This window comes from Nonomuraea sp. NPDC051191 (genome assembly GCF_044455665.1).
Lineage (GTDB): Bacteria > Actinomycetota > Actinomycetes > Streptosporangiales > Streptosporangiaceae > Nonomuraea.
Window position 1 is genome coordinate 131,026 of record NZ_JBITEZ010000013.1, and the last position, 25,197, is coordinate 156,222.

The 25,197-nt window shown below is 71.0% G+C and carries 27 protein-coding genes and 1 pseudogene; 13 read left to right on the forward strand and 15 right to left on the reverse strand.

Annotated features, from left to right (window positions below):
- Nucleotides 1-8 precede the first annotated feature (8 nt).
- Nucleotides 9-1,361 (reverse strand): annotated as a pseudogene (locus tag ACIA8R_RS34680) (FAD-dependent monooxygenase); the annotation flags it as partial.
- Between the two features lie 67 nt (nt 1,362-1,428).
- On the opposite strand from ACIA8R_RS34680, the gene ACIA8R_RS34685 reads away from it, so the two are divergent.
- Both ACIA8R_RS34685 and lipB read left to right on the forward strand, forming a co-directional pair.
- A complete protein-coding gene (locus ACIA8R_RS34685) occupies nt 1,429-1,977 on the forward strand; it encodes a TetR/AcrR family transcriptional regulator C-terminal domain-containing protein (RefSeq protein WP_397042119.1) in 549 nt (182 codons plus the stop codon).
- Nucleotides 1,974-2,609 (forward strand): lipoyl(octanoyl) transferase LipB, encoded by a 636-nt coding sequence (lipB, locus tag ACIA8R_RS34690; RefSeq protein ID WP_357706363.1) that lies wholly within the window; start codon nt 1,974-1,976, stop codon nt 2,607-2,609. Before ACIA8R_RS34685 ends, lipB begins: the two co-directional genes overlap by 4 nt.
- A 4-nt stretch (nt 2,610-2,613) precedes the next feature.
- Here the strand turns inward: lipB and ACIA8R_RS34695 are convergent, their stop codons facing one another.
- The 4 genes from ACIA8R_RS34695 to ACIA8R_RS34710 form a co-directional block, all read right to left on the reverse strand.
- Nucleotides 2,614-3,168 (reverse strand): TetR/AcrR family transcriptional regulator, encoded by a 555-nt coding sequence (locus tag ACIA8R_RS34695; protein WP_397042120.1) that lies wholly within the window; start codon nt 3,166-3,168, stop codon nt 2,614-2,616.
- Nucleotides 3,161-3,997: an alpha/beta fold hydrolase gene (locus ACIA8R_RS34700; protein WP_397042121.1), complete on the reverse strand. Its 837-nt coding sequence runs from the start codon at nt 3,995-3,997 to the stop codon at nt 3,161-3,163. The genes ACIA8R_RS34695 and ACIA8R_RS34700 overlap by 8 nt, the downstream gene beginning before the upstream one ends.
- A gap of 119 nt (nt 3,998-4,116) precedes the next feature.
- Nucleotides 4,117-5,646 carry an amino acid permease gene (locus tag ACIA8R_RS34705; RefSeq protein ID WP_364102313.1) on the reverse strand — a complete coding sequence of 510 codons (1,530 nt, stop codon included), beginning with the start codon at nt 5,644-5,646 and terminating at the stop codon, nt 4,117-4,119.
- 97 nt (nt 5,647-5,743) lie between these two features.
- The gene (locus ACIA8R_RS34710) at nt 5,744-6,760 is read right to left on the reverse strand and encodes a zinc-binding dehydrogenase (protein WP_364102316.1); all 1,017 of its coding nucleotides are present in this window, start codon (nt 6,758-6,760) and stop codon (nt 5,744-5,746) included.
- Between the two features lie 92 nt (nt 6,761-6,852).
- Between ACIA8R_RS34710 and ACIA8R_RS34715 the strand changes: the two genes are divergently transcribed.
- Nucleotides 6,853-7,407 (forward strand): helix-turn-helix domain-containing protein, encoded by a 555-nt coding sequence (locus ACIA8R_RS34715; RefSeq protein ID WP_364102319.1) that lies wholly within the window; start codon nt 6,853-6,855, stop codon nt 7,405-7,407.
- A gap of 65 nt (nt 7,408-7,472) precedes the next feature.
- On the opposite strand, the gene ACIA8R_RS34720 is transcribed toward ACIA8R_RS34715, so the two are convergent.
- The gene (locus tag ACIA8R_RS34720) at nt 7,473-8,018 is read right to left on the reverse strand and encodes a type 1 glutamine amidotransferase domain-containing protein (RefSeq protein ID WP_397042122.1); all 546 of its coding nucleotides are present in this window, start codon (nt 8,016-8,018) and stop codon (nt 7,473-7,475) included.
- A gap of 113 nt (nt 8,019-8,131) precedes the next feature.
- Here ACIA8R_RS34720 and ACIA8R_RS34725 point away from each other — a divergent pair, with 113 nt between their 5' ends.
- Complete coding sequence (locus ACIA8R_RS34725; RefSeq protein WP_357706371.1) at nt 8,132-8,392, forward strand: heavy-metal-associated domain-containing protein; 261 nt, start codon at nt 8,132-8,134, stop codon at nt 8,390-8,392.
- Nucleotides 8,393-8,396: 4 nt separating this feature from the next.
- Here ACIA8R_RS34725 and ACIA8R_RS34730 read toward each other — a convergent pair whose 3' ends face one another.
- Nucleotides 8,397-8,750, reverse strand: coding sequence for a DUF2809 domain-containing protein (locus ACIA8R_RS34730; RefSeq protein WP_357706372.1), 354 nt, complete (start codon nt 8,748-8,750; stop codon nt 8,397-8,399).
- Nucleotides 8,751-8,896: 146 nt separating this feature from the next.
- On the opposite strand from ACIA8R_RS34730, the gene ACIA8R_RS34735 reads away from it, so the two are divergent.
- From ACIA8R_RS34735 to ACIA8R_RS34755, 5 genes are read left to right on the forward strand one after another with little or no spacing between them, the layout of a single operon-like run.
- Nucleotides 8,897-10,717 carry an ABC transporter substrate-binding protein gene (locus ACIA8R_RS34735; RefSeq protein WP_364102324.1) on the forward strand — a complete coding sequence of 607 codons (1,821 nt, stop codon included), beginning with the start codon at nt 8,897-8,899 and terminating at the stop codon, nt 10,715-10,717.
- Nucleotides 10,714-11,769, forward strand: coding sequence for an ABC transporter permease (locus tag ACIA8R_RS34740; protein WP_364102327.1), 1,056 nt, complete (start codon nt 10,714-10,716; stop codon nt 11,767-11,769). Before ACIA8R_RS34735 ends, ACIA8R_RS34740 begins: the two co-directional genes overlap by 4 nt.
- On the forward strand, nt 11,766-12,647 hold the full coding sequence (locus ACIA8R_RS34745) for an ABC transporter permease (RefSeq protein WP_364102330.1): 882 nt from the start codon (nt 11,766-11,768) through the stop codon (nt 12,645-12,647). Before ACIA8R_RS34740 ends, ACIA8R_RS34745 begins: the two co-directional genes overlap by 4 nt.
- The gene (locus ACIA8R_RS34750; protein ID WP_397042123.1) at nt 12,644-13,624 is read left to right on the forward strand and encodes an ABC transporter ATP-binding protein; all 981 of its coding nucleotides are present in this window, start codon (nt 12,644-12,646) and stop codon (nt 13,622-13,624) included. Before ACIA8R_RS34745 ends, ACIA8R_RS34750 begins: the two co-directional genes overlap by 4 nt.
- Nucleotides 13,621-14,625: an ABC transporter ATP-binding protein gene (locus ACIA8R_RS34755; protein ID WP_364102336.1), complete on the forward strand. Its 1,005-nt coding sequence runs from the start codon at nt 13,621-13,623 to the stop codon at nt 14,623-14,625. The genes ACIA8R_RS34750 and ACIA8R_RS34755 overlap by 4 nt, the downstream gene beginning before the upstream one ends.
- A 1-nt stretch (nt 14,626) precedes the next feature.
- Here ACIA8R_RS34755 and ACIA8R_RS34760 read toward each other — a convergent pair whose 3' ends face one another.
- Together ACIA8R_RS34760 and ACIA8R_RS34765 are read right to left on the reverse strand one after the other, a co-directional pair.
- Nucleotides 14,627-15,451: an NmrA family NAD(P)-binding protein gene (locus ACIA8R_RS34760; RefSeq protein ID WP_397042124.1), complete on the reverse strand. Its 825-nt coding sequence runs from the start codon at nt 15,449-15,451 to the stop codon at nt 14,627-14,629.
- A gap of 61 nt (nt 15,452-15,512) precedes the next feature.
- Nucleotides 15,513-16,688, reverse strand: a complete 1,176-nt coding sequence (locus tag ACIA8R_RS34765; protein ID WP_397042125.1) for an FAD-dependent monooxygenase — start codon at nt 16,686-16,688, stop codon at nt 15,513-15,515.
- Between the two features lie 73 nt (nt 16,689-16,761).
- On the opposite strand from ACIA8R_RS34765, the gene ACIA8R_RS34770 reads away from it, so the two are divergent.
- On the forward strand, nt 16,762-17,334 hold the full coding sequence (locus tag ACIA8R_RS34770; RefSeq protein ID WP_397042126.1) for a TetR/AcrR family transcriptional regulator: 573 nt from the start codon (nt 16,762-16,764) through the stop codon (nt 17,332-17,334).
- Between the two features lie 19 nt (nt 17,335-17,353).
- Here ACIA8R_RS34770 and ACIA8R_RS34775 read toward each other — a convergent pair whose 3' ends face one another.
- The 5 genes from ACIA8R_RS34775 to ACIA8R_RS34795 form a co-directional block, all read right to left on the reverse strand.
- Nucleotides 17,354-17,992, reverse strand: a complete 639-nt coding sequence (locus ACIA8R_RS34775; protein WP_364102345.1) for a maleylpyruvate isomerase N-terminal domain-containing protein — start codon at nt 17,990-17,992, stop codon at nt 17,354-17,356.
- A gap of 100 nt (nt 17,993-18,092) precedes the next feature.
- Complete coding sequence (locus tag ACIA8R_RS34780; RefSeq protein ID WP_397042127.1) at nt 18,093-18,839, reverse strand: nucleotidyltransferase domain-containing protein; 747 nt, start codon at nt 18,837-18,839, stop codon at nt 18,093-18,095.
- Nucleotides 18,840-18,892: 53 nt separating this feature from the next.
- On the reverse strand, nt 18,893-19,831 hold the full coding sequence (locus ACIA8R_RS34785; protein WP_357706392.1) for a ribose-phosphate pyrophosphokinase: 939 nt from the start codon (nt 19,829-19,831) through the stop codon (nt 18,893-18,895).
- An 18-nt stretch (nt 19,832-19,849) separates the two neighbouring features.
- Nucleotides 19,850-20,308, reverse strand: a complete 459-nt coding sequence (locus ACIA8R_RS34790; RefSeq protein ID WP_397042128.1) for a GNAT family N-acetyltransferase — start codon at nt 20,306-20,308, stop codon at nt 19,850-19,852.
- Nucleotides 20,305-20,931, reverse strand: a complete 627-nt coding sequence (locus ACIA8R_RS34795; protein WP_357706396.1) for an HAD family phosphatase — start codon at nt 20,929-20,931, stop codon at nt 20,305-20,307. The genes ACIA8R_RS34790 and ACIA8R_RS34795 overlap by 4 nt, the downstream gene beginning before the upstream one ends.
- A gap of 159 nt (nt 20,932-21,090) precedes the next feature.
- On the opposite strand from ACIA8R_RS34795, the gene ACIA8R_RS34800 reads away from it, so the two are divergent.
- Nucleotides 21,091-22,890 carry an alkyl/aryl-sulfatase gene (locus ACIA8R_RS34800; protein WP_397042129.1) on the forward strand — a complete coding sequence of 600 codons (1,800 nt, stop codon included), beginning with the start codon at nt 21,091-21,093 and terminating at the stop codon, nt 22,888-22,890.
- Nucleotides 22,887-23,300, forward strand: a complete 414-nt coding sequence (locus ACIA8R_RS34805; RefSeq protein WP_364102360.1) for a hypothetical protein — start codon at nt 22,887-22,889, stop codon at nt 23,298-23,300. Before ACIA8R_RS34800 ends, ACIA8R_RS34805 begins: the two co-directional genes overlap by 4 nt.
- A 14-nt stretch (nt 23,301-23,314) precedes the next feature.
- On the opposite strand, the gene ACIA8R_RS34810 is transcribed toward ACIA8R_RS34805, so the two are convergent.
- Complete coding sequence (locus ACIA8R_RS34810) at nt 23,315-24,202, reverse strand: maleylpyruvate isomerase N-terminal domain-containing protein (RefSeq protein ID WP_397042130.1); 888 nt, start codon at nt 24,200-24,202, stop codon at nt 23,315-23,317.
- A gap of 165 nt (nt 24,203-24,367) precedes the next feature.
- Between ACIA8R_RS34810 and ACIA8R_RS34815 the strand changes: the two genes are divergently transcribed.
- Nucleotides 24,368-25,126, forward strand: coding sequence for an NAD(P)H-binding protein (locus tag ACIA8R_RS34815; protein WP_364102366.1), 759 nt, complete (start codon nt 24,368-24,370; stop codon nt 25,124-25,126).
- Nucleotides 25,127-25,197: the final 71 nt, after the last annotated feature.

Genomic DNA, 25,197 nt, shown 5'->3' on the forward strand with positions numbered 1-25,197 from the left:
CCGCCGAACCACCGCGTGAGCGCCGCCTCGGCGGGCTCCGCGCAGGGTTCGGCCCAGGCCACGTAACCGTCGGGGCGCACCAGCAGCCCGCGGTCACCGCGTACGACGTCCACCCGATCGGCCCAGCGCGCCCCGGCGGCGAGCAGGGCCGGGTCGGAGGTGACGAGCAGCCCGCGCCCGTCGTCCAGCCGCAGCCCCTCGGGCATGAAGGCGCCGACGAGCGGGTTCGGGCCCGGCGCGTACCGGACCGACACCGCGCTCACGTCCTCGGCCAGCTTCCTGTTGGCCTCCGGCACGGTCATGAGCTGGGCGAACAGGTCGCGCAGCCGGGTCGTCCCGGCGTCCGGCGCGGCCAGCTCGACCTGCTGGAGCGTGTTCGCCAGCACGTCGGCGGCGACCGGGTGGCGTTCGGCGTGATAGCTGTCGAGCAGCCCGGCGGGGGCCGTCCCGCGCACCGCCAGGGCCAGTTTCCAGCCCAGGTTGACGGCGTCCTGGAGGCCGGTGTTCATCCCCTGGCCGCCGAACGGCATGTGCACGTGGGCCGCGTCCCCGGCCAGGAACACCCGGCCGGCCCGGTATCGCTCGGCCTGCCTGGCCGCGTCGGAGAAGCGGGACAACCAGGTCGCGCCGGTGATCTCGGGTGCGGCGTCCCCGAGGTGCCGGCGTACGCCCGCCGCGAACTCCTCGATCGTCACGGGCGCGTCCCTGTCCTCGTGCACCCGGCCGTAGTCGACGGTCAGCATCCTGGTCGAGCCGTCCGGCCGGACGAACGGCCACTGGAAGAGGCCGTGGCCGGTGCGGAGCCAGCCGGTCGGCGTGCCGCCGACGACCGTGACGTCCCCGACGTAGGCGGCCACGGTGGCGGGGGTGCCGGGGAAGGCGATCCCGGCCAGCTTGCGCACCGCGCTCCGGCCGCCGTCGCAGCCGACGAGCCAGCTCGCCCGGTACGTCGTGCCGTCGCCGGTCTCGACCGTCACGCTCGACCCGTCCTGGGCCAGCCCGGTCACCGCGCGGCCCCGGACGATCTCCGCGCCCAGCTCCAGCGCCCGCGCCTCCAGGATCTCCTCCACCCGCGACTGTGGGACCAGCAGCCCGTACGGGTGCGGGGTCCGTGTGGCCGTGAGGTCGAGCACCCGCATGCCGGCGAAGTGTTGTAACGCCAGCTGGGGCGCGTCTTCGAGCCGGTCGAGCAGCCCGCGCATGGCGAAGGTGTCGACCGAGCGGGGGTGCAGGTTGAGCGCCCTGGACAGCCCCGCGGGCGCGGCGAGCCGTTCGAGCACGAGCGTGCGCACACCGTGCAGGCGCAGCTCGCAGGCCAGCATCAGCCCGGCCGGGCCGGCCCCGGCGATGACGACGTCCATCCGCGTCTCCTTATCAACGATAAATGCTTATCACTGATAAAGCCTTATCTTTGATAAGTTGTCAAGCGTGGAACGGCGGACGGCGGTACGCGCGGCCCTGCGGCTGCTCAACGAGGTGGGCATCGACGGGCTGACCACCCGTAGGCTGGCCGACGAGCTGGGCGTGAAGCAGCCGGCCCTCTACTGGCACTTCAAGAACAAGCAGGAGCTGCTCGACGAGATGGCCGAGGAGATGCTCGCCGACACCCTGGAGCGTCTCGACGTGCCGGAGCCGGGCCAGGAATGGGACAACTGGCTCATGTCCCGCGGGCGGGTGATCCGCCGCACGCTGCTGTCGTACCGGGACGGCGCGCTCGTGCACGCGGGCTCCCGGCCCACTCCGCGCCGGCTGGCGGAGGTCCCGGAGCTCATCAGGCCGCTGACCGAGGCGGGTTTCACCGGGGAGCAGGCGATCAGGGCCCTGATCTCGGTCGGCAGGTTCGCGCTCGGCTCGGCGATCGACGAGCGCGGCGCCGCCGTGCCGCTCGACGTGCGGCCGGAGGAGGACCCCGACGGCGACTTCGAGTTCGGGCTGCGTGCGCTGGTGTCCGGGATGCGTCTTATCCTCGAAGGATGAGGGCAAGGCCGCTGACACTCGTCCAGGACGATCTCGTCGACTACGACACGGCGATGGAGCGCATGACCGACCTCGTCGGGCAGCGCCAGCAGGACGAACGGCCGGACACGCTCTGGCTGCTCAGCCACCCGCCGGTCTACACCGTCGGCCGGCGCACGCCCGCCGAACACCTGCCCGACCCCTCGCGCGGCATCCCCGTGCTGGAGACCGGGCGCGGCGGGCAGCTCACCTACCACGGCCCCGGCCAGCTCGTCGGCTATCTCATCGTCAAGCTCGGCGACGACCAGGGCATCGTCGACTACGTGCGCGAGGTGGAGCTGCGCCTGGTGGAGGCGCTGGGCAAGCTCGGCCTGGCCGCCGAGCGGCGCGACACCCCGCCGGGCTCGGAGCTGCTGACCGGCGTCTGGACGTCCGCGACCGGCCGCAAGATCATCTCGATCGGCATGCGCCAGAGCAGGGGCGTCACCAGCCACGGGTTCGCGCTCAACGTCGACGGCGACCTCACGCCCTGGAACTGGGCGGTGGCCTGCGGCATGCCCGACGTGGACATGACCTCGCTCAAGCGCGAGCTGGGCGACATCACCATGCACGACGTGCGGGCCGCCGTGGCGGCCGCCTTCGAGGCGTCCTGACCCGTCAGCGGGGGGTGGTCACCCCGGCCACGATCATGTGCTTGAGCAGGCCGTAGCTCTCGTCGAGCAGTTCCGGCAGGCCGAACGCGCCCGACGCCTCCAGCACCGCGAACCCGTGCGCCGCCGCGCGCAGGCAGCGGGCCGCGTGGATCGCGTCGGAGCCGGCCAGCCCGTAGCCGCGCAGCGCCGCGAGCATGATGTCCACCAGGCGCTCGCCCGACGCCCGCATGGCCGGGTGCGGCTGCTGGATGACCATCGCGTAGCGGTGCGGGTGGCGGGTGACGTAGGCGCGCCAGGCGTCCATGAGCGCGCCGACGGCCTCGTCGCGGGAACGGCCCAGCACCGCCTGGCCCAGCTCGCCGGCGATCTCGTCGGCGATCCGCACCGACAGCAGCTCGCGCAGCTCGGCCAGGTTGCGCACGTGCTTGTACAGCGACGGCGTCGCGACCCCGGCGCGAGCCGCCAGCGCCGAGAGCGTCAGGGACTCGGGGCCGCTCTCGTCCACGATGCACACCGCCAGGTCGACCACCGCGTCCGGGGACAGCGCCGCCCTAGGCATGGACGCGCCCCTTGACGAACGACAGCACCTCGGCGGCCACCTGAGCCGGGAACTGGGTGTGCGGGTAGTGGCCCGCGCCCTCGATCATGGCGACCCGGCCGCGCCCGGCGGGCATGGCGGCCACGACGCCCTCCGCCTCGGCGCGCGGGTCGGCCCAGTCGGGGTCGAGCGTGCCCATCACGACCAGCACGTCACGCGTCAGGTCGGGAAGCCTGTCGCCGGCGTCGGTGGGGGCGGACTGGCCCATCTTGGAGACCACGGCCATCCGGCCGGGCCGGCGCAGGTCGGCTTCGAGCGCCGCGATGTGCTCCGCGTGGTCGGCGGGCTTGGCGCCGGGCATGGCGTGGTCGAGGTACTTCTTCCACATCCCGATGTTGCGCAGGAACGCCGCGCCGAGCAGCAGCAGGGCGCCCTTGCGATGGTGGGCGTTGCGCAGCAGGCCGCCGCCGTCGATCTTCTGCGCCCGGGTGAACGGGCCGATCTCCACCACGGCGCTGACCAGCTCGGGCGCCTGCGCGGCGGCGATCGTGACGGCCCCGCCCGCGAACGAGTGGCCCACCAGGACCGCCGGGCCGCCCAGGTGGCGGACCAGCGCGAGGAGGTCGTCCGCGACGTCGGCGCGGGTGTAGGAGGGCCAGTCGAGGCTGGACTCGCCGTGGCCACGCAGATCGGTGGTCGCCACCCGGAAGCCCGCCGCCACCAGCTCGGGCACCAGGAACCTGAACGACTGCCGCCCGACGCCCATGCCGTGCGCCAGCACCATCAGCGGCCCTTCGCCGGTCACGTCGTAAGCGAGCTGCCCGCCCTCGACCGTCAGGAACTCCGTCATGTCCAACCCCTCTCGGCTAACCCTTATAGCCGTAAAGCTAAACCCTTTAGCCGATGAGTGTCAAGCGTCGAAAAAAGGCGGGCACGGCTGGATCAGCCGTGCCCGCCGACAGGGGGAGTTCAGGAGATCGGGACCTCGTCGATCGTGCGGCGCGGGCCGGTGAACCAGTGCCTGGCCGACAGGCTCCACCACAACCAGATGCCGATCAGCACGACCCCGACCGCGATCGGCGCGTAGTTGACCGACGTCCAGGCGAAGTCCTTGTTGCCCGGCACGCCGGCCGGGGAGAACGGCATGATGAAGTAGATCGACACGATGACGATCTCGACGCAGGCGATCCAGCCCAGCACCCGGTACTTGCGGCCCAGCGTCCACGGGCCGGGCCTGAAGGCGTCGCCCATGCGCAGGCGCAGCCAGATCGGGATGAGGAACGCCAGGTAGAGGCCGATGACCGCGATCGACACGACGGCGTAGAAGGCGACCGGGGTCGTCGAGCCGGCCGGGGCGTACAGGGCGGGGAGGGTGATCAGGGCGGCGATGAGGCAGCCGGCGAGGATCGCGTTGACCGGGGTGCGGTTGCGGTCCACCTTCGACCACAGCCGCCAGCCGGGCACCGCGCCGTCGCGCGAGAACGCGTACGTCATGCGCGACATCGAGGTCACGCAGCTCATCCCGCAGAAGAACTGGCCGATCGTGGAGATCGCGAAGATCGCGGTGGCCAGCGGGGAGGAGAGCGCGGTCTCGAAGATGGCGCCGACGAAGCCGGACTGCTTGTTGATCTCGTCCACGTTCGTCGCGGCGAACAGGAAGGCCAGCAGCAGGACCCAGCCGCCGATCGCCGAGTAGAAGATCGACTGCCACAGGCCGCGGGCGGCCGTCCTGGCGGCGCCCTGCGTCTCCTCCGACACGTGGGCACAGGCGTCGAAGCCGGTGATCGTGTACTGGGTGAGCAGGAAGCCGAGCGGGAGCACGTACAGCCAGAAGGGCAGGCCGCCGTCGCCGTCGCCGAATCCGGAGTTGTTGATCGTGCCGCCGAACACGAAGCCGAGCGACTGGTGCTCGGACGGCGCGAAGACCAGGATCGCGACGATGACGACCGCGCCCGCGACGTGCCACCACACGCTGATGTTCTGCAGCAGCGAGATGAGCCGGTGGCTGAAGATGTTGATGAGCGCGTGCAGGATGAGGATGATCACGAACAGCAGGAACGCCTGGGGGAGCGTGCCCTCCCACGCGCCGCCGGTCAGGCGGCTGATCGTGATGTTGAGGAACGTGGCGCAGCCGTAGTCGACCGACGCGGTGACCGCGATGAGGCCGATCAGGTTGAGCCAGCCGGTGAACCAGCCGTGGATCGGCTTGCCCATGGTGGCGGCCCACCAGTAGATGCCGCCCGCCGTCGGGAACGCCGAGACCAGCTCCGACATGCAGAAACCGATGATGAGGATGAACACGGAGATCAGCGGCCAGCCCCACGAGATGGCGATGGGGCCGCCGTTGTTCCACGCCTGCCCGAAGGTCGTGAAGCAGCCGGCGAGGATCGAGATGATGGAGAAGGAGATCGCGAAGTTGGAGAAGCCGCTCCAGGTCCGGGCCAGCTCCTGCTTGTAGCCGAGCTCGGCGAGTCGCCTGGAATCCTCTTCGAGTGACATGAGGTCTCCCTGGGGGGCGCGGAGGACGCTCTGTTTGGTCTAGGTCTAGACCATTTCTCCCCGAGGGACAAGGCGTGACAGATGAGTTTCGATGTGGTCAGGAAAGAACGTGGCCCGCCGGGACGACGTCCAGCACGACCTTGCCGGTGACCGTGCGGTCGAGCTGGGCCGCGGCGGCCTCCTCCAGGCGTTCCCACGGCAGGCGCCGGCCGATCTCGACGGACAGGTCGCCCGCCGCCACGAGGCCGAGCAGGAAGGCCAGGTCGGGGCCGGGGGAGTCGACGTCGCCGAACGAGTTCATCGAACGCGCGGGGCCGAGGGAGAAGGTCGAGCCGGGCGGGAAGACGGCCGGCTGCCCGGAGGCCCAGCCGATGCTCTGGAGGTTGCCGCCCGGTGCGAGCAGGCCCCACGCCGCCACCAGGGTCGGGCCGCCGACCACCTCGATGACGACGTCCACGGGGGTCACGCCGTCCAGGCCGGTCACGACCTCCACGTCCGCGCCGAGGGCCAGGGCGCGGGCGCGGTCCGGCGTGCTCACCGAGGCGACGACGTGCGCCCCGGCCAGCCCGGCGAGCTGCACCGCCAGCCTCCCCACCGCCCCCGACGCCCCGGTCACGAGCACCCGCGATCCCGACGCCCCGGTCATGAGTCCGCGCGGCTCCGACGGCGGGCTGACGGAGAGTCCGTGCGGTTCCGGCGGGACGTCGGTGGGGAGTCCGCGTGGCCCGGGGGAGACGCCGGCGGCGCGTAGTGAGCGGAGGGCGGTCAGGCCGGGCATCGGCAGGGCCGCGGCCGTCGACAAATCCACCCCGTCGGGCACCACGGCGAGCGCGCCGGTGTCGAACGCCGCCCGCTCCGCCCACGCTCCCGCCCCGAACGCCGCCACCCGCGCGCCCTCGGCCGGGCCCGTGCCGTCCGCGGCGGGCCGCAGCACCACCCCGGCGGCGTCGTAGCCGAGCACCGTGCCCTCCGGCAGTCGGCCCATGTGCCGCAGCTCGCTGAAGTTGACCGACGTCCTGTGCACCTCGACGAGCGCCTGCCCGGCTTCCGGAACGGGTTCGGGAACGTCGGCGAGCCGTCCTGCGGCCCCGGGGCCGACCACCAATGCGTGCATGGGAAGTCCTCCTGCAACCATGCGGACCGGCGGTCCGCTTCGTTGCCGGATACTATGGGGACCAACAGTCCGCTTGCAAGGGAGGGGCGTTGGTGCGATCAGACGCGACCCGCAACAGGGAGGCGATCCTGCGGGCCACCGAAGAGCTCCTGGCCGCCCACGGCGCCGAGCACATCTCGCTCGACCGGGTGGCCGCGGCGGCGGGGGTGGGCAAGGGCACGCTGTTCCGGCGCTTCGGCAGCAGGACCGGCCTGTTCCAGGAGCTGCTGGCCGAGCGGGCCGCCGCCCTGGCCGAGGCCATCGAGTCGCCCGGCTCGCCGCTCGGCCCGGGGGCGCCGCCACGGGATCGGCTGCTCGCGTTCCTGGACGAGCTGGCCGGGCTGGCCGAACGCAACCTGGCGCTGTTCGCCGCGCACGAACGGGCCTGCGCGGCCGACAAATACCGCGATCCCACCTACCTGCGCTGGCACGCCCACGTGACGGCGCTGGTCGCGGCGGCGGCGCCGGGGCTCGACGCCGCGTTCGCCGCCCACACCCTCCTGGCCTCCTTCGACGCCGACCTCGCCCGGCACGTGATGGCCGAGGGCGGGGCCGACCGGCTCAGGGCCTCTGTGCGCGGCGTCGCCGAAGCCCTGCTGCGCGGCTGAGGCGGTCTCAGGCGGGCTCGCGCGGCCCGGGCGGGATCGGCGCGGGCTCGCGCGGGCTCGCGTGGTCAGGCCGAGAAGGCGTCCGTCGCGGCCTGGCAGAAGGCCTTGAGGTCGTCCGGTTCGCGGCTGGTGACCAGGGTGTTCGGGCCGTCCGTGCAGACGACGACCTCCTGGTCCTTCCAGGTCGCGCCCGCGTTGCGCAGGTCGGTCTGAAGGCTCGGCCAGGACGTGAGCGTACGCCCGCGGACGACGTCCGCCTCGATCAGCGTCCAGGGGGCGTGGCAGATGGCGGCCACCGGTTTGCCGGCGTCGAAGAAGGCCCGCGCGAACTCCACGGCCGGCGGCGCCGTACGCAGGAAGTCGGGGTTGGCGACACCGCCGGGGAGCAGCAGGGCGTCGAAGTCGCCGGGGTCGGCGTCGTCCACCGTGGCGTCCACGGTGAAGGTGTCGGCCTTGTCCAGATGGTTGAACGCCTGGATCTTCCCCGAGGACGTGGAGACCAGCCGGGGCGTGCCGCCCGCCTGCTTGACCGCCTTCCACGGCTCGGTGAGCTCCACCTGCTCGACCCCTTCCGGAGCGACCAGGAACGCGATGGTCTTGCCGTTCAACATGACGGTCCCCTTCGTGTTTTCCCTTCCCTCTATCCGGGCGATCAGGAAGTATGCGTTCTTACCCCCCAGGGGTATATAGTGGCCGGGAAGCCGGGACAGTGAGGAGTTCGGACATGGTGATCACCGCGTACCAGGTCGAGGGCATGACCTGTGGCCACTGCGTCAGCTCGGTGCGGGCCGAGGTCGGCAAGGTCGACGGGGTCCAGGCCGTCGAGGTCGACCTCGCGGCCAAGGAGATGGTCGTGACCAGCAGCGCCCCGATCGACGCCGCCGTCATCGAGTCGGCCGTGGTCGAGGCCGGCTACGAGCTGGGCGGGGGCCGGGAGCTGCTGCCGCAGGCCGGGTCGTGCTGCGGCTCGGGCGGCTGCCACTGACCCCTCAGGGGGATCGGCGCCGGGAGCTCCACAGGGTGTGCGCGGCGCATGCGGTGGCCGCGCCGACGGCGTACCAGAGCAGGTCGGGCGGGTTGAAGGTGCTGCCCAGCAGTGGCCGCAGGACTGCCGGGATCTCACCGAGCTGGGCGAACTCGATCGCCCAGCTCAGCCCGCCCGACCCCACCGCGGCGACCCAGGGCCGCACGCGCGGCAGGGCCAGGACGACGAGCGCGTAGATCAGCACGGTGTAGAGCGCGTCGCCCGCGTACTTGGGCACGGGCCCGTCCCACAGCAGCCGGACGCCGAGCCCCGCCACCACGGTCACGACGGCAGCGAGGAGAACGGGCAGGCGAGGCACCAGATCACGGTAGCGCCAGGGCTGCTGAAAATTTACACCGCAAAATGAAACGAGAATGAAACAATTCTCCGTGCTGCGTTGACACGCGGTCTCTCTATGGTGTGCCTTCATCTACACAGGAATCCCCCGCCTGAAGGTGAGGCATCATGAGGAAATGGTTCGCACGCCTGGCTGTGCTAGGCGTCGCGATGTTGGTGGCCGGCCAAGGCGCCACGGCGGCCCAAGCCCAGGAACCTGCGGCGGGGAAGAAGGTCCTACGCGTCGGCGCCACCCAGGCGATGGATTCGATGAACCCGTTCCTGGCGGTCCGGCTGGTCTCCACCGCGATCCACCGCACGATGTACGGCTACCTCACGGTCCCCGACTCCAAGACGCTCCAGCCCAGCCCCGACCTGGCCGAGTCGTGGACGACGTCCGACGACGGGCTCACGTGGACGTTCAAGATCCGTAGCACCAAGTGGTCCGACGGCCAGCCGGTCACGGCCGAGGACGCCGCCTGGACGTTCAACAAGATCATGACGGACGAGGCGGCCAAGACGGCCAACGGCCCCGCCGTGGAGAACTTCGAGAGCGTCACCGCCAACGGCCAGGACCTGGTCATCAAGACCAAGGCCCCGCAGGCGTCCATGCTGGAGAACCCGATCCCGATCATGCCCAAGCATGTGTGGGAGAAGGTCACCGACATGGCCAACTACGACGCGGAGACGTACCCGACGGTCGGCAGCGGCCCGTACATCGCGGTCGAGCAGAAGAAGGACCAGTTCGTCAAGCTGGAGGCCAACCCCAACTACTGGCGGGGCAAGCCGAAGGTCGACGAGCTCCAGTTCATCTTCTACGACAACCCGCAGGCCGCCATCGCCGGGCTGAAGAAGGGCGACATCGACCTGCTCGGCCGTATGACGCCGCCGGAGTTCCAGGCCATCGAGAACGACCCGAACATCGAGGCGTGGAACACCCAGGGCCGCCGGGCCGCGTACCTGCAGATCAACCACGGCGCCACCACCACCGACAACAAGCCCATCGGCGACGGCCACCCGGCGCTGAAGGACCCGAAGGTGCGTCAGGCGATCCACTTCGCCATCGACAAGCAGAAGCTGGTCGACGAGGTGCAGGGCGGCCTGGCCAAGCCGGCCGACGGCTCGATCATCCCGCCCATGTTCAAGGACTTCTTCTGGGAGGCCACGGGCGACGAGAAGGTCACCTACGACGTGGCCAAGGCGAACAAGATCCTCGACGACGCCGGCTACAAGAAGGGCGCCGACGGCGTCCGCACGATGCCCGACGGCAAGCGCAAGCTGGAGTTCCGTTTCAGCATCCACACCGACACGCCGGTCGAGGACAAGCTCGCCGAGTACCTGACCGGCTTCTTCAAGGAGGTCGGCATCACGCTGACCACCAGGAAGCTCGACTCCAGCAAGTTCGGCGAGGAGACCGGCGTCACGGCGCTGTTCGACATCGCGATCAGCGGCTGGTCGGTCAACCCCGACCCCGAGGAGATCCTGGCCACCCACCTGTGCAGCCGCCGGCCGGCGCCGGGCGGCGAGGGCGGCGGCACCGAGTCGTTCTACTGCGACCCGACCTTCGAGAAGCTCTACCAGGAGCAGCTCAAGGAGCTCGACCGGCCGAAGCGCGCCGAGATCATCAAGCAGATGGAGCAGCGGCTCTACACCGACGCCCCGGTGATCGCGATCTACTACCCCAACGACCTTGAGGGTTACCGCAAGGACCGGGTCACCAGCATCACCCCGATCCCCGAGGACAAGGGCCTGCTGTACGGCGGCAGCGGCTACTGGCCGTTCTACACGGCCGACGTCAAGGCGTCCGCGGCCGGCGGCTCCGGCGCGGGCGGCGACTCCGGCTCCAACACCGGTCTCATCGTCGGCGTGGTCGGCGGCGTGGTCGTCATCGGTCTGGCGGCCTTCTTCCTGACCAGGCGGCGTAAGAGCGTCGCGGACGAGCGCGAATGACAACACCGCTCGAAGCGGCAGAGCCCGCCGCCGTCCAGGCGGCGGGCCCTGCTGAGGACCGCCCCGCTCGCCGCGGCACGCTGAAGTACGCGTTGTCGAAGGCGGGCGGGGCGCTGTTCAGCATCGCCGCGGTGATCGCCGGGACGTTCTTCGTCTTCCGCCTGCTGCCCGGCGACCCGGTGCGGAACCTGGCGCAGGGCCGCAACATGACCCCGGCGCAGCTCGACATGGAACGTCACAGGCTCGGTCTCGACAAGCCGGTGCTCGACCAGTTCATCGACTTCGTCGGCAAGACGCTCAGGCTCGACCTGGGCACGTCGTACGAGTACAAGCGGCCGGTGCTCGACCTCATCGGCGAGCGCATCGGCCCGACGCTGCTGCTGGCCGGGACCGGTCTGGTCATCGCGGTCAGCCTCGGCCTCTGGCAGGGCACCAGGGCGGGCTGGCAGCGGGGGAGTCGGTTCGACCGCTTCTCCACCGGTCTGTCGCTGGTGCTGTGGTCGGTGCCGACGTTCTGGCTCGGCCTGCTGTTGATGATGGTGCTCGGCGTCGGCATCGGCCCGATCCCCGGCATCTTCCCGTTCCGGGGCATCGAGAGCGTCGACGCGCCCGACGGGTTCGCGTACCTGCTCGACGTGGCCTCGCACATGGTGCTGCCGTGCCTGACCCTCGTGGCGGTGATCTACGCCCAGTACCTCCTGGTCATGCGGTCGTCGCTGCTGGAGGAGGTCAGCCAGGACTACATCACCGTGGCCCGCGCCAAGGGCCTGCGCGACGACGAGGTACGCCGCCGCCACGCGGTGCCCAACGCCCTGCTGCCCACGGTGACGCTGGTCTTCATGCGCATCGGCTTCGTGGTCGGCGGCGCGGTCACCGTGGAGACGATCTACACCTGGCCGGGCCTCGGGCAGCTGTTCTACCGGGCGGTCCGGGTGCCGGACTTCACGCTCATGCAGGGCACGTTCATGCTCATCACCGTGGCCGTCATCCTCATGAACACACTGGCCGACGTGCTCTACCACGTTCTCGACCCGAGGGTGAGGTCGGCATGACGAGTGTCGCTGCCACGCGCAGGCGGCAGGCGCTGGGCAACTTCTGGACCGACTTCCGCCGGCATCGCGCGGGCGTGATCGGGACGGTCGTCCTGCTGGCCGCCGTCGTGCTCGCGCTGATCGCCCCGCTGTTCATCGACGAGGGCGTGACCAGCGTCATCGACGCGCCGGGCGAGAAGTTCCAGGCCCCCGGCCTGGACTTCCCCTTCGGCACCGACGAGTCGGGCCGGTCGATCCTGCTGATGATCTGGTGGGGGTCGCGTGCCTCGCTGCTCATCGGCTTCCTGGCCGCGCTGCTCAGCATCGTGATCGGCATGGTCATCGGCATCGCCGCCGGGCACTTCGGCGGCTGGGTCGGCGGCACGCTGATGCGGGTCACCGACTGGTTCCTGGTGCTGCCCTCGCTGGTGACCGCGCTGGTGCTGGCGGCCATCCTCGGCGGCAGCACGTTCACCATCATCATGGCGATCGGCGTCACCACCTGGCCGTCCACGGCCCGGCTGATCAGGGCGCAGACCTTCGCGGTCGAGGCCAGGCCCTACATCGAACGTTCCAAGGCGCTCGGCGGCGGCCACTGGCACATCACCACCCGGCACGTGCTGCCCAACGTGGCGCCGCTGCTGCTGGCCAGCACCACCCTGGAGGTGGCCAGCGCGATCGTCACCGAGTCCACGCTGGCCTTCCTCGGCGCCAGCGCGAACAAGACGTCGTGGGGCACCATGCTGCGCGGCTCCTACGACTACGGCGCGGCCAACGAGGGCGCGTGGTGGTACATCATCCTCCCCGGTCTGGCCATCCTCGTGGTCGTCATGGCGTTCACCCTGGTGGGACGGGCGCTGGAGGCCGTGCTGAACCCAAGGCTCAGGAGGGCGGCATGAGTCTCCTCGAACTGGACGACCTGTCGGTGACCTACCGCATCGCGTCGGGCGAGGTGCCCGCGGTGCGCGGTGTGTCGCTGACCCTCGACTCCGGAGCGGCGCTCGGAGTCGCCGGCGAGTCGGGGTCCGGCAAGTCGACGCTGGCCATGGCGCTGCTCAGGCTCCTGCCCAAGAGCACGCGTGTCGGCGGCCGGATCCTGCTCGACGGCGACGACGTCCTCACCATGAAGTGGGGACGCATGCGGGCCGTGCGCTGGGCCGAGGCCTCGATCGTGTTCCAGGGCGCGCAGCACGGGCTCAACCCCGTGCGCAGGATCGGCGAGCAGATCGCCGAGCCGCTGCTCGTCCACGGCCTGGCCAAGCCGGACGGCGCCCGCAAGCGCGTCGGCGAGCTGCTCGAACAGGTCGGCCTGCCCGCCTGGCGGGCCCGCAGCTACCCGCACGAGCTGTCCGGCGGCCAGCGGCAGCGCGTGATGATCGCGATGGCGCTGGCCTGCTCGCCGCGCCTGATCATCGCCGACGAGCCGACCACCGCGCTCGACGTGATGGTCCAGGCGCAGGTCCTCACGTTGATCAAGGAGCTGATCGCCGAGCACGGCATCTCCCTGATCATGATCTCGCACGACCTGTCGGTCCTGGCCGACGTCTGCGACCAGCTCGCGGTCATGTACGCCGGCCGCGTGGTCGAGCACGGCCCCTCCCGCGAGGTGTTCCACGAGGCCCGGCACCCCTACAGCCGGGCCCTGGCCGCCGCGTTCCCGACCGTGGGCGACCCGGTCTCGCGGCTGGCCCCCAAGGGGCTCGGCGGCGACCCGCCGGACCCGATGCAGCTCCCGACCGGCTGCGCGTTCCACCCGCGCTGCCCGGTCGCGCTGGAGGAATGCGCGCTTCTCGACGTCGAGCTGTGGCCCGCCGGCCCCCGCCACGCCGCCGCCTGCGTGCACGTACGCTCCAAGGAGGAGGTCGAGGCTTCATGACCGAGACGCAGACCGCCGCCGAGACCGTCTCGACGGGCAAGGGCGCGCTGCTGGAGGCCCGTGACCTGCACGTCGCGTTCTCCTCAAGGGGCCGCAGCGCCCGCGCCGTCGACGGCGTCAACCTGGCGATCGGCCAGGGCGAGATCGTGGCCCTGGTCGGCGAGTCGGGCTGCGGCAAAACCACCCTGGCCCGCACGCTGCTCGGCCTCGAACGCCCCACGTCCGGCGAGGTCCGCTTCGACGGCTCCCCGCTGAACTACGGCTCCAAGGCGCTCAAGGCCTACCGCCGTCAGGTCCAGCTCGTCCTCCAGGACCCGATGGGCTCGCTCAACCCCCGCCAGACCGTCTACGAGGCGGTCGCCGAGGGGCCGCGCATCCACGGCCTGCCCGACGAGGAGGAGCTGGTCGCCTCCGCCCTGTCCAGGGCCGGGCTGCGGCCGCCCGAGCGCTTCTTCCTGCGCTATCCGCACGAGCTGTCCGGCGGGCAGCGGCAGCGGGTCGTGATCGCCGGCGCGCTCGCCCTGAATCCCAAGGTGCTGATCGCCGACGAGCCCGTGGCCTCGCTCGACGCCTCCGTACGCGGCGAGATCCTGGCGCTGATGCTCAAGCTCAGGGCCGATCTCGGCCTGTCGGCCCTGGTCGTCACCCACGACCTCGGTCTGGCCTGGAACATCGCCGACCGGGTCGCGGTCATGTACCTCGGACGGATCGTCGAGTCCGGGCCGGTCGAACAGGTGCTGACGGCGCCGCGGCATCCGTACACGCAGGCGCTGATGTCGGTGCTGCCGGAGTCGCCCGAGCGGATCGTGCTGACCGGTGAGCCGCCGGACCCGACCAGGGTGCCGGGTGGCTGCCGGTTCCACCCCCGTTGCCACGTGCTGGCCTCGGGCAGGGCGGCGGAGGCGGGCGTGGACGCGGCCTGCCGGTCGGAGGTGCTGAAGATCCTTCCCGCCGTGCCGGACGCCCAGGCCGCCTGCCACTACGCGGCGGTCTCCGGGTAGGTCACCCGCGGAACGCGTCGGCGTGCTCGCGCGCCCACTCGGCGAAGTCACGCGCGTCCCGGCCGGTGACCTCCCGGACGGTCGGGACGACCGTGTAGCCGACCTCCGGCGTGTTGCCGAGCGCGCCGACGAGGAACTCGATGGTCTGCTCGCCCATGCCGTCGGCGCGCCACTTGGCCCGCGCCTCGTCCACGGTGAGCTCGACGAACTCGACGTCCTTGCCGATGGCCTCGCCCAGGACGGCGACCTTCTCCTTGAGGGTGATCGCGCGCGGGCCGGTCAGCACGTACGTCCGGCCGCCGTGCCCGCCCTCGGTCAGGACCTTGGCGGCCACCGCGGCGATGTCGCGCTCGTGCACCAGCGCGCTCAGCCGGTCGCCGAACGGCTCCTTGATGACGCCCTCGGTCTTGATGGTGTGCGCCCACCACTGGAGCGTGTTGGACATGAACTCGACCGGGTGGAGCAGCGTCCACTCCAGGTCGGTGGCGGCGAGCGCCTGCTCCAGCTCGCCGTCCTCACGCCCGCCGAGCACGGTGACCCGGCGCACACCCGCCTTGACGGCCAGCTCGGCGAGCCCGGCGCCGTCGGGGAGCGGCGCGTAGTCGTCGCCGGCGAAGTTGATGAAATGCGCCGCGGTGACGCCCTCGAAGGCGGCGGCCAGGGAGGCGGGCTCGGCGAGGTCCCCGCCGACGACCTCGACGCCCTCGGGGAGGGCGGCCTTGGCGAGGTTCCTGGTCAGGGCGCGGACCTGCTGCCCGGCCAGGAGGAGCTCCTCGACGACGAGGCGGCCGACGGTTCCGGTGGCACCGGTGACGAGGATGGTCATGTTGAACCCCACTTCTTTCGGAACGGAACGTTCTGCTCTTACTATAGCAGAACGGAACACTTCATTCCATGTAGCTCTTGAGCCGGATCGCCGTGGCCGCCCGGTGGATCGCCCCGGCGACGCGCTCGATGACCTTGTCCTTGCCCGGCAGGTGCGGCATCAGCTTGAGCATCCTGAGCTGGAACCACAGCGCCAGGCGTGAGCCGATCACCATGCCCCGCACGTTCGCCGGGCCGAGCTCCTGGTTGACCCGGACGAACTCGCGCATCTCCCGCTCGTAGCCCGCCGCGCCGCCACCCCGGGCCAGTTCGCCGGCCAGCACGTACGCCCCCACGATCGCCAGGCTCGTGCCCTGCCCCGAGGCCGGCGAGGCGCAGTACGCGGCGTCCCCGAGCAGCACGACCCGGCCCTTCGACCACTGGTCCATGTGCACCTGGCTGACCGAGTCGAAGGAGAAGTCGTCGGCCTCGCGCACCGCGCCGAGCAGCGCGGGCACCTCCCACTCGACGCCCGTCATGGCCTCGGCCAGCAGGTCCTTCTGGCGGCCGACGTCGCGGTGGTCGTAGGACAGCGGCTGCGACGCCCACATGAACAGGGCCTTGGCGGCGCCGTCCCGGCGGGTGCTGTAGACGTTGGCGGTCCGGCCGGGGGCGGCGTGCACGGCCTCCTCGCGGTCCAGGCCGAGCGTGTTGGGGACGGTGGAGATCGAGACGTAGTAGCCCAGGTCGCGGACGTACTGGTCGTCCGCCCCGAAGGCGATCCTGCGGATGTTGGAGCGCATGCCGTCCGCGCCCACGACCAGGTCGAACCGGCGCGGCTCGGCGTGCTCGAAGGTGACCAGGCCGTCGTCGGCGACGGCGGTGACGGAGTCGCCGAAGAGGTATTCGGCGTCGTCGCGGGTGAGGTCGTACAGGAGCTCGTTGAGGTCGCCGCGCATGATCTCGGCGTCTTCGCCCTCGCGGCCGCCGAACAGGTCGGCGTCCATGGTGGCCACCGGCCTGCCCTTGCCGTCGTAGTGGGTGGCGACGCGCATGCCGGTGGCGCGGGCGGTGACCGCGTCCAGCAGGCCCATGCGCCGGATCACGTCGAGGGCGGCGCCGCGGATGTCGACCTTGTAGCCGCCCGTACGGATAGCGGGGGCGCGCTCGATGACGGTGACGGTGAAGCCGTGGCGGCGCAGCCAGTAGGCCAGCGAGGTGCCGGCGATGCTCGCGCCGGAGATGAGGACGTTCTTCATGCCGTGAACGGTACACCTGTCTCAGACGCTTGTCTAGGACGGATTTTTCAGACGCCTGTGCTACGGTCTGGGCATGGGAAACAGGGAAGACCTGATGGCCGGGGCGAAGCGCTGCCTGATCGAGAAGGGCTACTCGCGTACCACCGCGCGCGACATCGCCAACGCGTCGGGCGTGAGCCTCGCGGGCATCGGCTACCACTTCAGGTCCAAGGACGCGCTGATGAACGAGGCGCTGTTCGAGGTGATGAAGGAATGGGGCGACGACCTGGCGCTGACGCTCGCCGCCGACGTCAAGGAGGGCGCGTCGCCGCTGGAGCGGTTCGCGGGGGCGTGGGACCGGGTGGTGGAGTCGTTCGACCGGCTGCGGCCGCTCTGGATCACCCAGCTTGAGCTGCTCGGGCAGATCGATCACCTGCCCGAGGTGCGGGAGCGGCTCGCCTCGGCGATCACGGACGCGCGCGTGGGGCTCGCCGAGCTGTTCCAGGACGTGCGGGCCGAGAGCGACCCGGAGCGGGCCCGGCTGGTGGGCTCGCTCTACCAGGCCATGCTGACGGGGTTCCTGGCGCAGTGGCTGCTCGACCCGGACAGCGCGTTGTCGGGGCGCGAGGTGGCCGAGGCGCTGCGCATGGTGGGCGGCGGGTCGTAGGACGGCCCGTGGGGGAAGGTCAGAAGGCGCTTATCGTGGCAGGCGCGCGTTCGGCCCTGCTGAGGGTGCGGATGACCGCCGTCGCGCCGTGCCGGTGCACCGCCAGGCGGGCCAGCAGCTCCACGACGGGCTCGATGATCGCCGGCGGCAGCTCCGGCGTCTCGATGCCCACGCTGGCGGCCAGGTCGTCGGAGTGCACGACCAGCTCCATCACCCTGGTGAGCAGGAAGTCGTCGAGCAGCAGCGACCAGCCCGCCCACGGCAGCCGCACGACCCGGTCCGCCGGCTCGGCGGGCAGCTCGACGAGGAGGCGGTCCAGCAGCGCCTGCGTGTGGTCGACCAGCGTGGCGTGCCCGTCCGCGGCGGCCGCCTGGCCGCCCCGCCGGATGCTGACGTTGCTCTCGTGGTCGAGGCCGGCCTGCACCCACGGCGACCTCGTGTAGTGCTCGATGAGCGGGATCGGCTCCCCGGGCTCCTCGCCGGTGTCGAGCACGTCGACGACCCTGACGATCTGGTGGGCCAGGTGCCCGGCCAGGCCCGCGACGCTGAACTCGGTCAGCGCGCTCGGCTTCTCCCACGCCGCCCGTACGGCCGGGTCGCGCAGCAGCGACATCGCCGACGCCGCGGCCACCAGATAGGACTGCCTGATCTCCCCCATATGCCGCCCTTTCCCCGGTTCAGGTGGTAGCTCGGGGCCAAGACTATCCCTCGGCGATCCGCCGGGGGCCGCCGTCCTGCCCACTGAGACGGGGGTGCGCTCAGCTCCCTTCGTGGCCTTCCGCCAGCACCTTCCCGATGGCGGACCTGACGAAGGCCCGGGTCAGCGTGCCCCTTCTGAAGCGGCTCAGCACGGGACGCGGGGTGTCGTAGCGGCGCGCGCGCACGTCGGCCAGCACGACCTCCGGCGCGCCCATCCCGGCCAGCACGTCGAGGGCCTCCCGCTTGGTGATCAACCGGCCCTCCCGCAGCGTGACCGACGCCCTGGCGACGGTCAGCAGGCCGAGGTCCACCCAGACCTCCCGCAGCCAGCGCCGGCGCCCTCTGGTCTTGTCCAGCCAGAACTCACGCAGGTCCGTACGGACGAAGTCGGCCAGGACGGCGTCGGAGACGGACGGCAGCAGCTCGGCGGGCGGCGGCCCGTGCAGCACGAGGGGAGCCGTGTGCAGCTCGCGGCGGGTCACCGCCGTCACCGGGCGGCGGAAGATCTCCTCGTGGGCCCATGTCACGTGCTCGACCCGCGGGTCCGCCAGCTCCTCCACCGGCAGGTAGGAACAGTGGAGCAGGTCCGCGAGCGGCAGGTCGAGTCCCCGGTGCAGCGCCTTGATCCGGCGCCACTGCTCCATCGTGACCGGCGTCTCGACGACCGCGATCAGGTCGAGGTCGCTGCGCCCCGGCTGGTAGTCGCCGGCGCCGAGCGAGCCGTGCGCCCACAGCGAAACCAGGGGCACGACCTCCCCCACGCCGTCACGGAACCGCCGGAGCAGGACGTCTGTGGCCGCATGCATGATGTCCACTATGATCCATTCCCGGCCGTCCCGGAAGATCACCGGGCGAGCCGTCAGGACGTGCTGAACAGAGCGCTCACCGACTCGCCGTCGTGGATCCGGCGCATGGCCTCGGCCAGCGCGGGGGCGATCGACAGCACGGTCAGCTTGTCACTCGGCTTGGGCGGCGGCACGGTGTTCGTGCAGACGATCTCCATGACCTCGGGGAACGCGCTCAGCCGCTCGATCGCCCCGCCCGCGAACAGCCCGTGCGTGCACGCCAGGCGGACGGAGTTGACGCCCTGCTCGCGCAGCCGTCCCAGCAGCTCGATGACCGTGCTGCCCTTGGCGATCTCGTCGTCCAGGATGATCACGTCCTTGCCCGCGACCTCGCCGATGACCGAGCTGATCACCACGCGGTCGTCGGGGAAACGCTGCTTGGCGCCCATCGCGACGCCGGTGCCGAGCAGCCGGGCGAAGTGCGCGGCCTCCTTGGCGTTGCCCAGGTCGGGGGAGACGACGACGGTGTTCGACAGGTCGTAGCGGCGGAAGTGCGCGGCCAGCTCGCGCAGCGCGTGCAGGTGGTCGACGGGCACGCTGAAGAAGCCGTGGACCTGCGGCGAGTGCAGCGTCATGGCCAGCACCCGGTTCGCGCCCGCGGCCACCATCAGGTCGGCGACCAGCCGGCCGCCGATGGAGATGCGTGGCGCGTCCTTCTTGTCCGACCGGGCGTAGGCGTAGTGCGGCAGGACGACGGTCGTCCTGGCCGCGGACGCGCCGCGGGCCGCGTCGATCATGAGCAGCAGCTCGACCAGGTTCTCCTGGGTCGGCGGCACGAGAGGCTGGATGAGGAACACGTCGCGCTCGCGGCAGTTGGCCTGGAGCTGCACCTCAAGCGCGTCGTTGGCGAAGCGGGCGACCTTGACGGGGTGGAGCGGGGTGCCGAGGTGGGAGCAGATCTCCTCGGCCAACTCGGGGTGGGCGCTGCCACTGAAAACCGTGATGTCTCGCACGATTTCCAAAGGATAGCTTCACGGGCTGACGTAGTGGTGGAGCAGGGCGGGTTCGCCCGCGGCGTTGAGCCATCGCGCGCGGGTGCTGCCGACGCGACGCCAGCCCAGCCGCTCGTAGAGCGCGACGGCCGCCCGGCCCTCGTCGGAGACCTCCAGCAGGACGGGCCCGTCGGCGGCCTTCCGCGCGGTGTCCAGCAGGAGGGGGGCCAGCCCGCGGCCCCGGGCGGCGGGCGCGACGAAGAGCCGGGTGACCTCCGGGCCCTCGGGGGTGTCGGCCAGGCCGACGTGGCCGAGCACCCGGTCCTCCGTGACCGCCACCCAGGCGCTCAGGAGGCCCTGCGGGGTCAGCCAGCCGTGGGGGTCGGCCGGCCAGTCGACGGGGTAGCGGTCGGCGTTGTGGACCAGCCTCAGGGCCGCGGCGCAGGCGTCCAGATCGGCCATCGTCCGGGGGCGGACGATCATGCCACCGGTGGTCACGCCAGCGCCTCCACCGTGAGTGCGTCGAGGTCGGGGAGGACCTGCCAGGCGAGGGCGAGGGCGTCGTCGTCGGGCGGGTAGCCGGGATGCGGCACGGCGATCACCCGCATGCCGGCCGCGTGCGCCGAACGCAGCCCGTTGCTGGAGTCCTCGACCGCCACGCAGTCCTTCGGGTAGATCTCCAGCCGCCTGGCCGCCTCCAGGTAGCCGTCGGGGGCGGGCTTGCCACGCGCGACCTCCTCGGTGGAGACCGTGGTGACGAAGTACTCGCGCAGCTCGGACGCGTCCAGCACCACGTCGATCAGCCGCCGGGGCGACGAGCTGGCCAGGCCGAGCGTGAACCGTGCGGCCAGCCGGCGAACGGCCTCGCGGGCGCCCGGCAGCAGCGGCACGCCGTCCTGGTAGCGCTCGGCCATCTGGTCGACCACGCCCTCGGCGATCTCGTCGGGCGTCAGGCGCACCCCCAGCTCGTGCAGGTAGGCCGCCCACTCGCCGGTGCTCATGCCCATCAGCCTGGACTGCGTGTCGGGCTGCCAGGTGCCGCCGTGGTCGGCGACGAAGGCGCGCCGCACCTGCTCCCAGACGGGCTCGGAGTCGACGAGCACGCCGTCGAGGTCGAACACGCACGCTTCCATGGCCACCCCCAAGAGATCAGACTGGATCCACCCAATCACACCGTCCGAGCCGCTGCGCCGACGTCTCCTGCCCTTATTGCCCGAGTTTCATGCTATTGGGGCTGGTTATTGAGCTACGAGCGTCCATTCAGGGGCATGCGAGCAGACATGGCAGACCTTCCATTTCATGACACGGGCGACTTCGAGGATGCGGATCGCGGCTTCATCGCGAAGCTGACCCCCGCCGTGGTCAAGTCGAGGAACGGCCAGGTCGTCTGGGACAACGACTCCTATGCCTTCCTCAACGCCGAATGCCCCGAGACGGCTCACCCCAGCCTGTGGCGGCAGAGCCAGCTCTGCGCCAAGCAGGGCCTGTACGAGGTCGCCGACGGCATCTACCAGGTACGCGGCCTGGACCTGTCGAACATGACCCTGGTCGAGGGCGACACCGGCGTCATCGTCATCGACCCGCTGGTCTCCACCGAGTGCGCCGCCATCGCGCTCGCGCTCTACCGCCGCCACCGCGGCGACCGCCCGGTCACCGGGATCGTCTACACCCACAGCCACATCGATCACTTCGGCGGCGTACGCGGCGTCACCGACGGGAACGTGCCGATCCTGGCCCCCGCCGGTTTCATGGACCACGCGGTCTCCGAGAACGTCTACGCCGGCCCCGCCATGAACCGCCGCGCCTGCTACATGTTCGGCCTCACCCTGCCCCACGCCCCGGACGGCCAGATCGGCTGCGGCCTCGGCATGACCTCCTCCACCGGCACCACGTCCCTCATCCCGCCCACCCTGGACGTCAGCCGCACCGGCCAGGAGGAGATCGTCGACGGCGTGCGGTTCGTCTTCCAGCTCACCCCCGGCACCGAGGCCCCCGCCGAGATGAACTTCCTGTTCCCCGACCGCGGCGCCCTCTGCCTGGCCGAGAACGCCACCCACAACCTGCACAACATCCTCACGCTGCGCGGCGCCCAGGTGCGCGACGCCCGCATATGGGCCCGCTACCTGTCGGAGACCCTCACGCTGCTCGCCGACCGGGCCGACGTCGCCTTCGCCTCCCACCACTGGCCCACCTGGGGAAAGGCCAACATCGTCCGGTTCCTCCAGGAACAGCGAGACCTGTACGCCTACCTGCACGACCAGACCCTCCGCCTGCTCAACAAGGGCCTGACCGGCGCCGAGATCGCCGAGCAGATGCGCGTGCCGCCCGCGCTGGAGCAGGTCTGGCACACCCACGGCTACTACGGCTCGGTCAGCCACAACGTCAAGGCCGTCTACCAGCGCTACCTCGGCTGGTACGACGGCAACCCCGCCCACCTCTGGGAGCACCCGCCCAGGGAGAGCGCGATCCGGTACGTCGAGTGCATGGGCGGCGGCGCGGCCGTCGTCGCCTTCGCCCGCAGGTACGTCGAGGAGAACGACCTGCGCTTCGCGGTCCAGCTCCTGAACCACGCCGTCTTCGCCGACGAGGGCAACAAGGCGGCCAGGGACCTGCTGGCCGAGGTCTACACCCGGCTCGGCCAGGGCGCGGAGAACGGGACCTGGCGGAACTCGTACCTGACGGGGGCCATGGAACTGACCGACGGCATCGTGCCCACCCCGGTCACCACCACCGCGCCCGACCTGCTCGCGGCCCTGACCGTGGAACAGATCTTCGACTCGCTCGCCATCCGCGTGGACGGCCCCAAGGCGTGGCACGAGAGCCTGTCGATCGACTGGCACCTGACGGACCTGGGGGAGCTGCACCGCACCACCCTGTCGAACGGCGTGCTCGTCCAGCGGCTGAACCCGCCCGAGGAGCCCGTGGACCTGACGCTCCGCCTGACCCGGGCGCAGCTTCTCGGCCTGCTGGCGGGGAAGGGCGTGGAGGGGGTGGAGCGTGAGGGTGACATCACGGCGCTGCAGCGGCTGGTCGCCGTGCTCGACTCACCGGGCCGCGACTTCGCCATCGTGACCCCATGAGCCATGAGCCCGATGGTGCTCATGACGACGGGCACCATGACGGGCACCATGACGAGCACGGCCGCGAGACCGCGGCCCTGCTTGGTGTGGTGGATGTCACGACGACGGGTCCCGCCCATGCGGCCGTCATGGCACACGGGCGTCCGGACCGGTTGTCAGAGTTTGTACAGCTTGTTGAACGGCGTAGTGATCCTCTCCTGCCGGGATCCGAAGTCGACCAGAACGGCGACATCGTCCTCCACCCCGATGACGACACCGAGGCCGTATCGGTCATGGCTCACCCGGTCGTTCATGTCGAACTGCTCGGCGGGTGGCGCCGGAGGCGGCGGTTTGAAGGGACTTGTGGGCAGGTGACGACGAGAATCGCCGCTGGCTCGCTTCATCTCTTCCAGTATGCGCCCACTGCGTGAATACTTTGTGGCGTTCACACCTGTATGGACTCGACACGTGCGCGTGGCGCGGTCGTCGTGGGCAGGCGTACGAACCGCAGAAAGGCCGGCAGCAGCCACGGACGCCGCCCCCAGACCGCCACTTTGCCCGTGAGCGCGGCCCGCGTCCTGGACATCCGGCCGAACAGTAAAAGGTTCAGCGCCGCCGGGTCGAACCCCACGTGCGCGTCCACCCGCGCCCCCGCCTCCGCCACCGACACCCGTCCGCGGTCGAGCACCAGCGCCGCCGGCGCGGTGTGCGCGGAGTGGAACCCGACGGTGATCCGGCGGGGCGGGGCGGGCGAGCCGGTGTCCATCAGGCGTCCGTAGTCGTTCCTGATCATCCCGATGAGGAACAGGTCAAAGAACAGGCCGGCGTCCCGCGCGGGCACCGACCAGGGGGTACGGGTCGCGCGGGCGACGTCCCAGCCGTGCAGCAGCAGCTCGTTCAGCAGGTGGGCCAGCACGCCCGCGACGGGCACCCGCGCGTCGCCCAGCCACGGGACCGGCGTCGCCGGATCGACCTCCGCGCCGGCGCTCAGGATCTCCCGGACGTCGGCGCGCAGCCGCTCGGCCAGGACGAGCGGGTCACGCTCGGCGAAATGCCCGAACGCCAGCTCGTTCAACGCGCTGACCGTGTCGACGTTGGCCTGGAGTATCGCCTCCGCCAGCTCCGGGAACGGCGAGGCCACGTCGCCGCGCACCACGGAGGTGTAGAGCGAGGCGATCGCGGTGACGTGGGCCGCGGTCTCGGCGACCGTCCACTCCCTCGTCGCCATGGCCTGGGGATCGACGATGGAGATCAGCTTCGCGAACCGGTCGGCGGTCGTCTTGAGCGAGCCGCGTACCGACGCCCATTTGCCGTACGTGATGAGCTCGTCCATGTTCTCTCCAGGGGTCCACGATCACGCTAACCCGTGCCGGGCCGGGAGCCTTCTCCAGGAATGCCTTGCTGGAGCCTGTCGTCCGCGGACCCGTCGAAAAGCAGTGGCGTCATGTCGCGTGCCGGCAGTTCACTTTGATCACTTGTCCTGCTCGGAGGGAGCTCCATGATCGTGATCTCGGCCGCATCGGGCGCGCTCGGCCGGCTGGTCGTCGACCGGCTGCGTACCAGGGCGGACGTCGTCGCCGCCGTCCGCGACCCCGCCCGCGCGCCAGAGGGCGTACCGGCGCGGCGCGGGGACTACGACGACCCGGCGGGCCTGCGTACGGCGTTCGAGGGGGCCGACCGGCTGCTGCTGATCTCCTCGCCGGAGCTCGACCCCGGACGCAGGATCGGCCACCACCTGGCCGCCCTCGCCGCCGCCGTGGACGTGGGCGTCGGCGCCGTCGTCTACACCAGCTTCCTGGACGCCGACACCGTCGCCACCGGCATGACCGAGGCACACCACGCCACCGAGCAGGCCCTCCTGCGCAGCGGACTGCCGTACACGATCCTGCGCCACCCGTTCTACGGCGACGCGTTCGTCCCCAGGGTCTCGGACGGCGAGCTGACGGGCAGCGCCGGAGGGCGCGGACTGAACACCGCGTTCCGGTCCGACCTGGCAGAGGCGGCGGCCAACGTGCTGACCGGCGAAGGCCACGAGGGCCGCGCCTACGACTTCACCGGACCGCTGTGGACCCATCCGGAGGTCGCCGAGGCGCTGGGCGTGCCCTACCGCGAGGTCCCCGACGCCGCTCCCGGCCCGATGGCCTGGCTGAACGCCCAGATCCGCGCCGGCTCCCTGGAACGACAGACCCCCGACCTGGAGCACATCCTCGGCCACCCGGCCCGCACAATGCTCTCCCACCTCCAGGACACACCCTGACGAGCGTCCCTACTTCCGGCGGAGTTTTGACAGCCCGCTGTTAAAAGCGTTGATCATCATGGGGCCGGCAG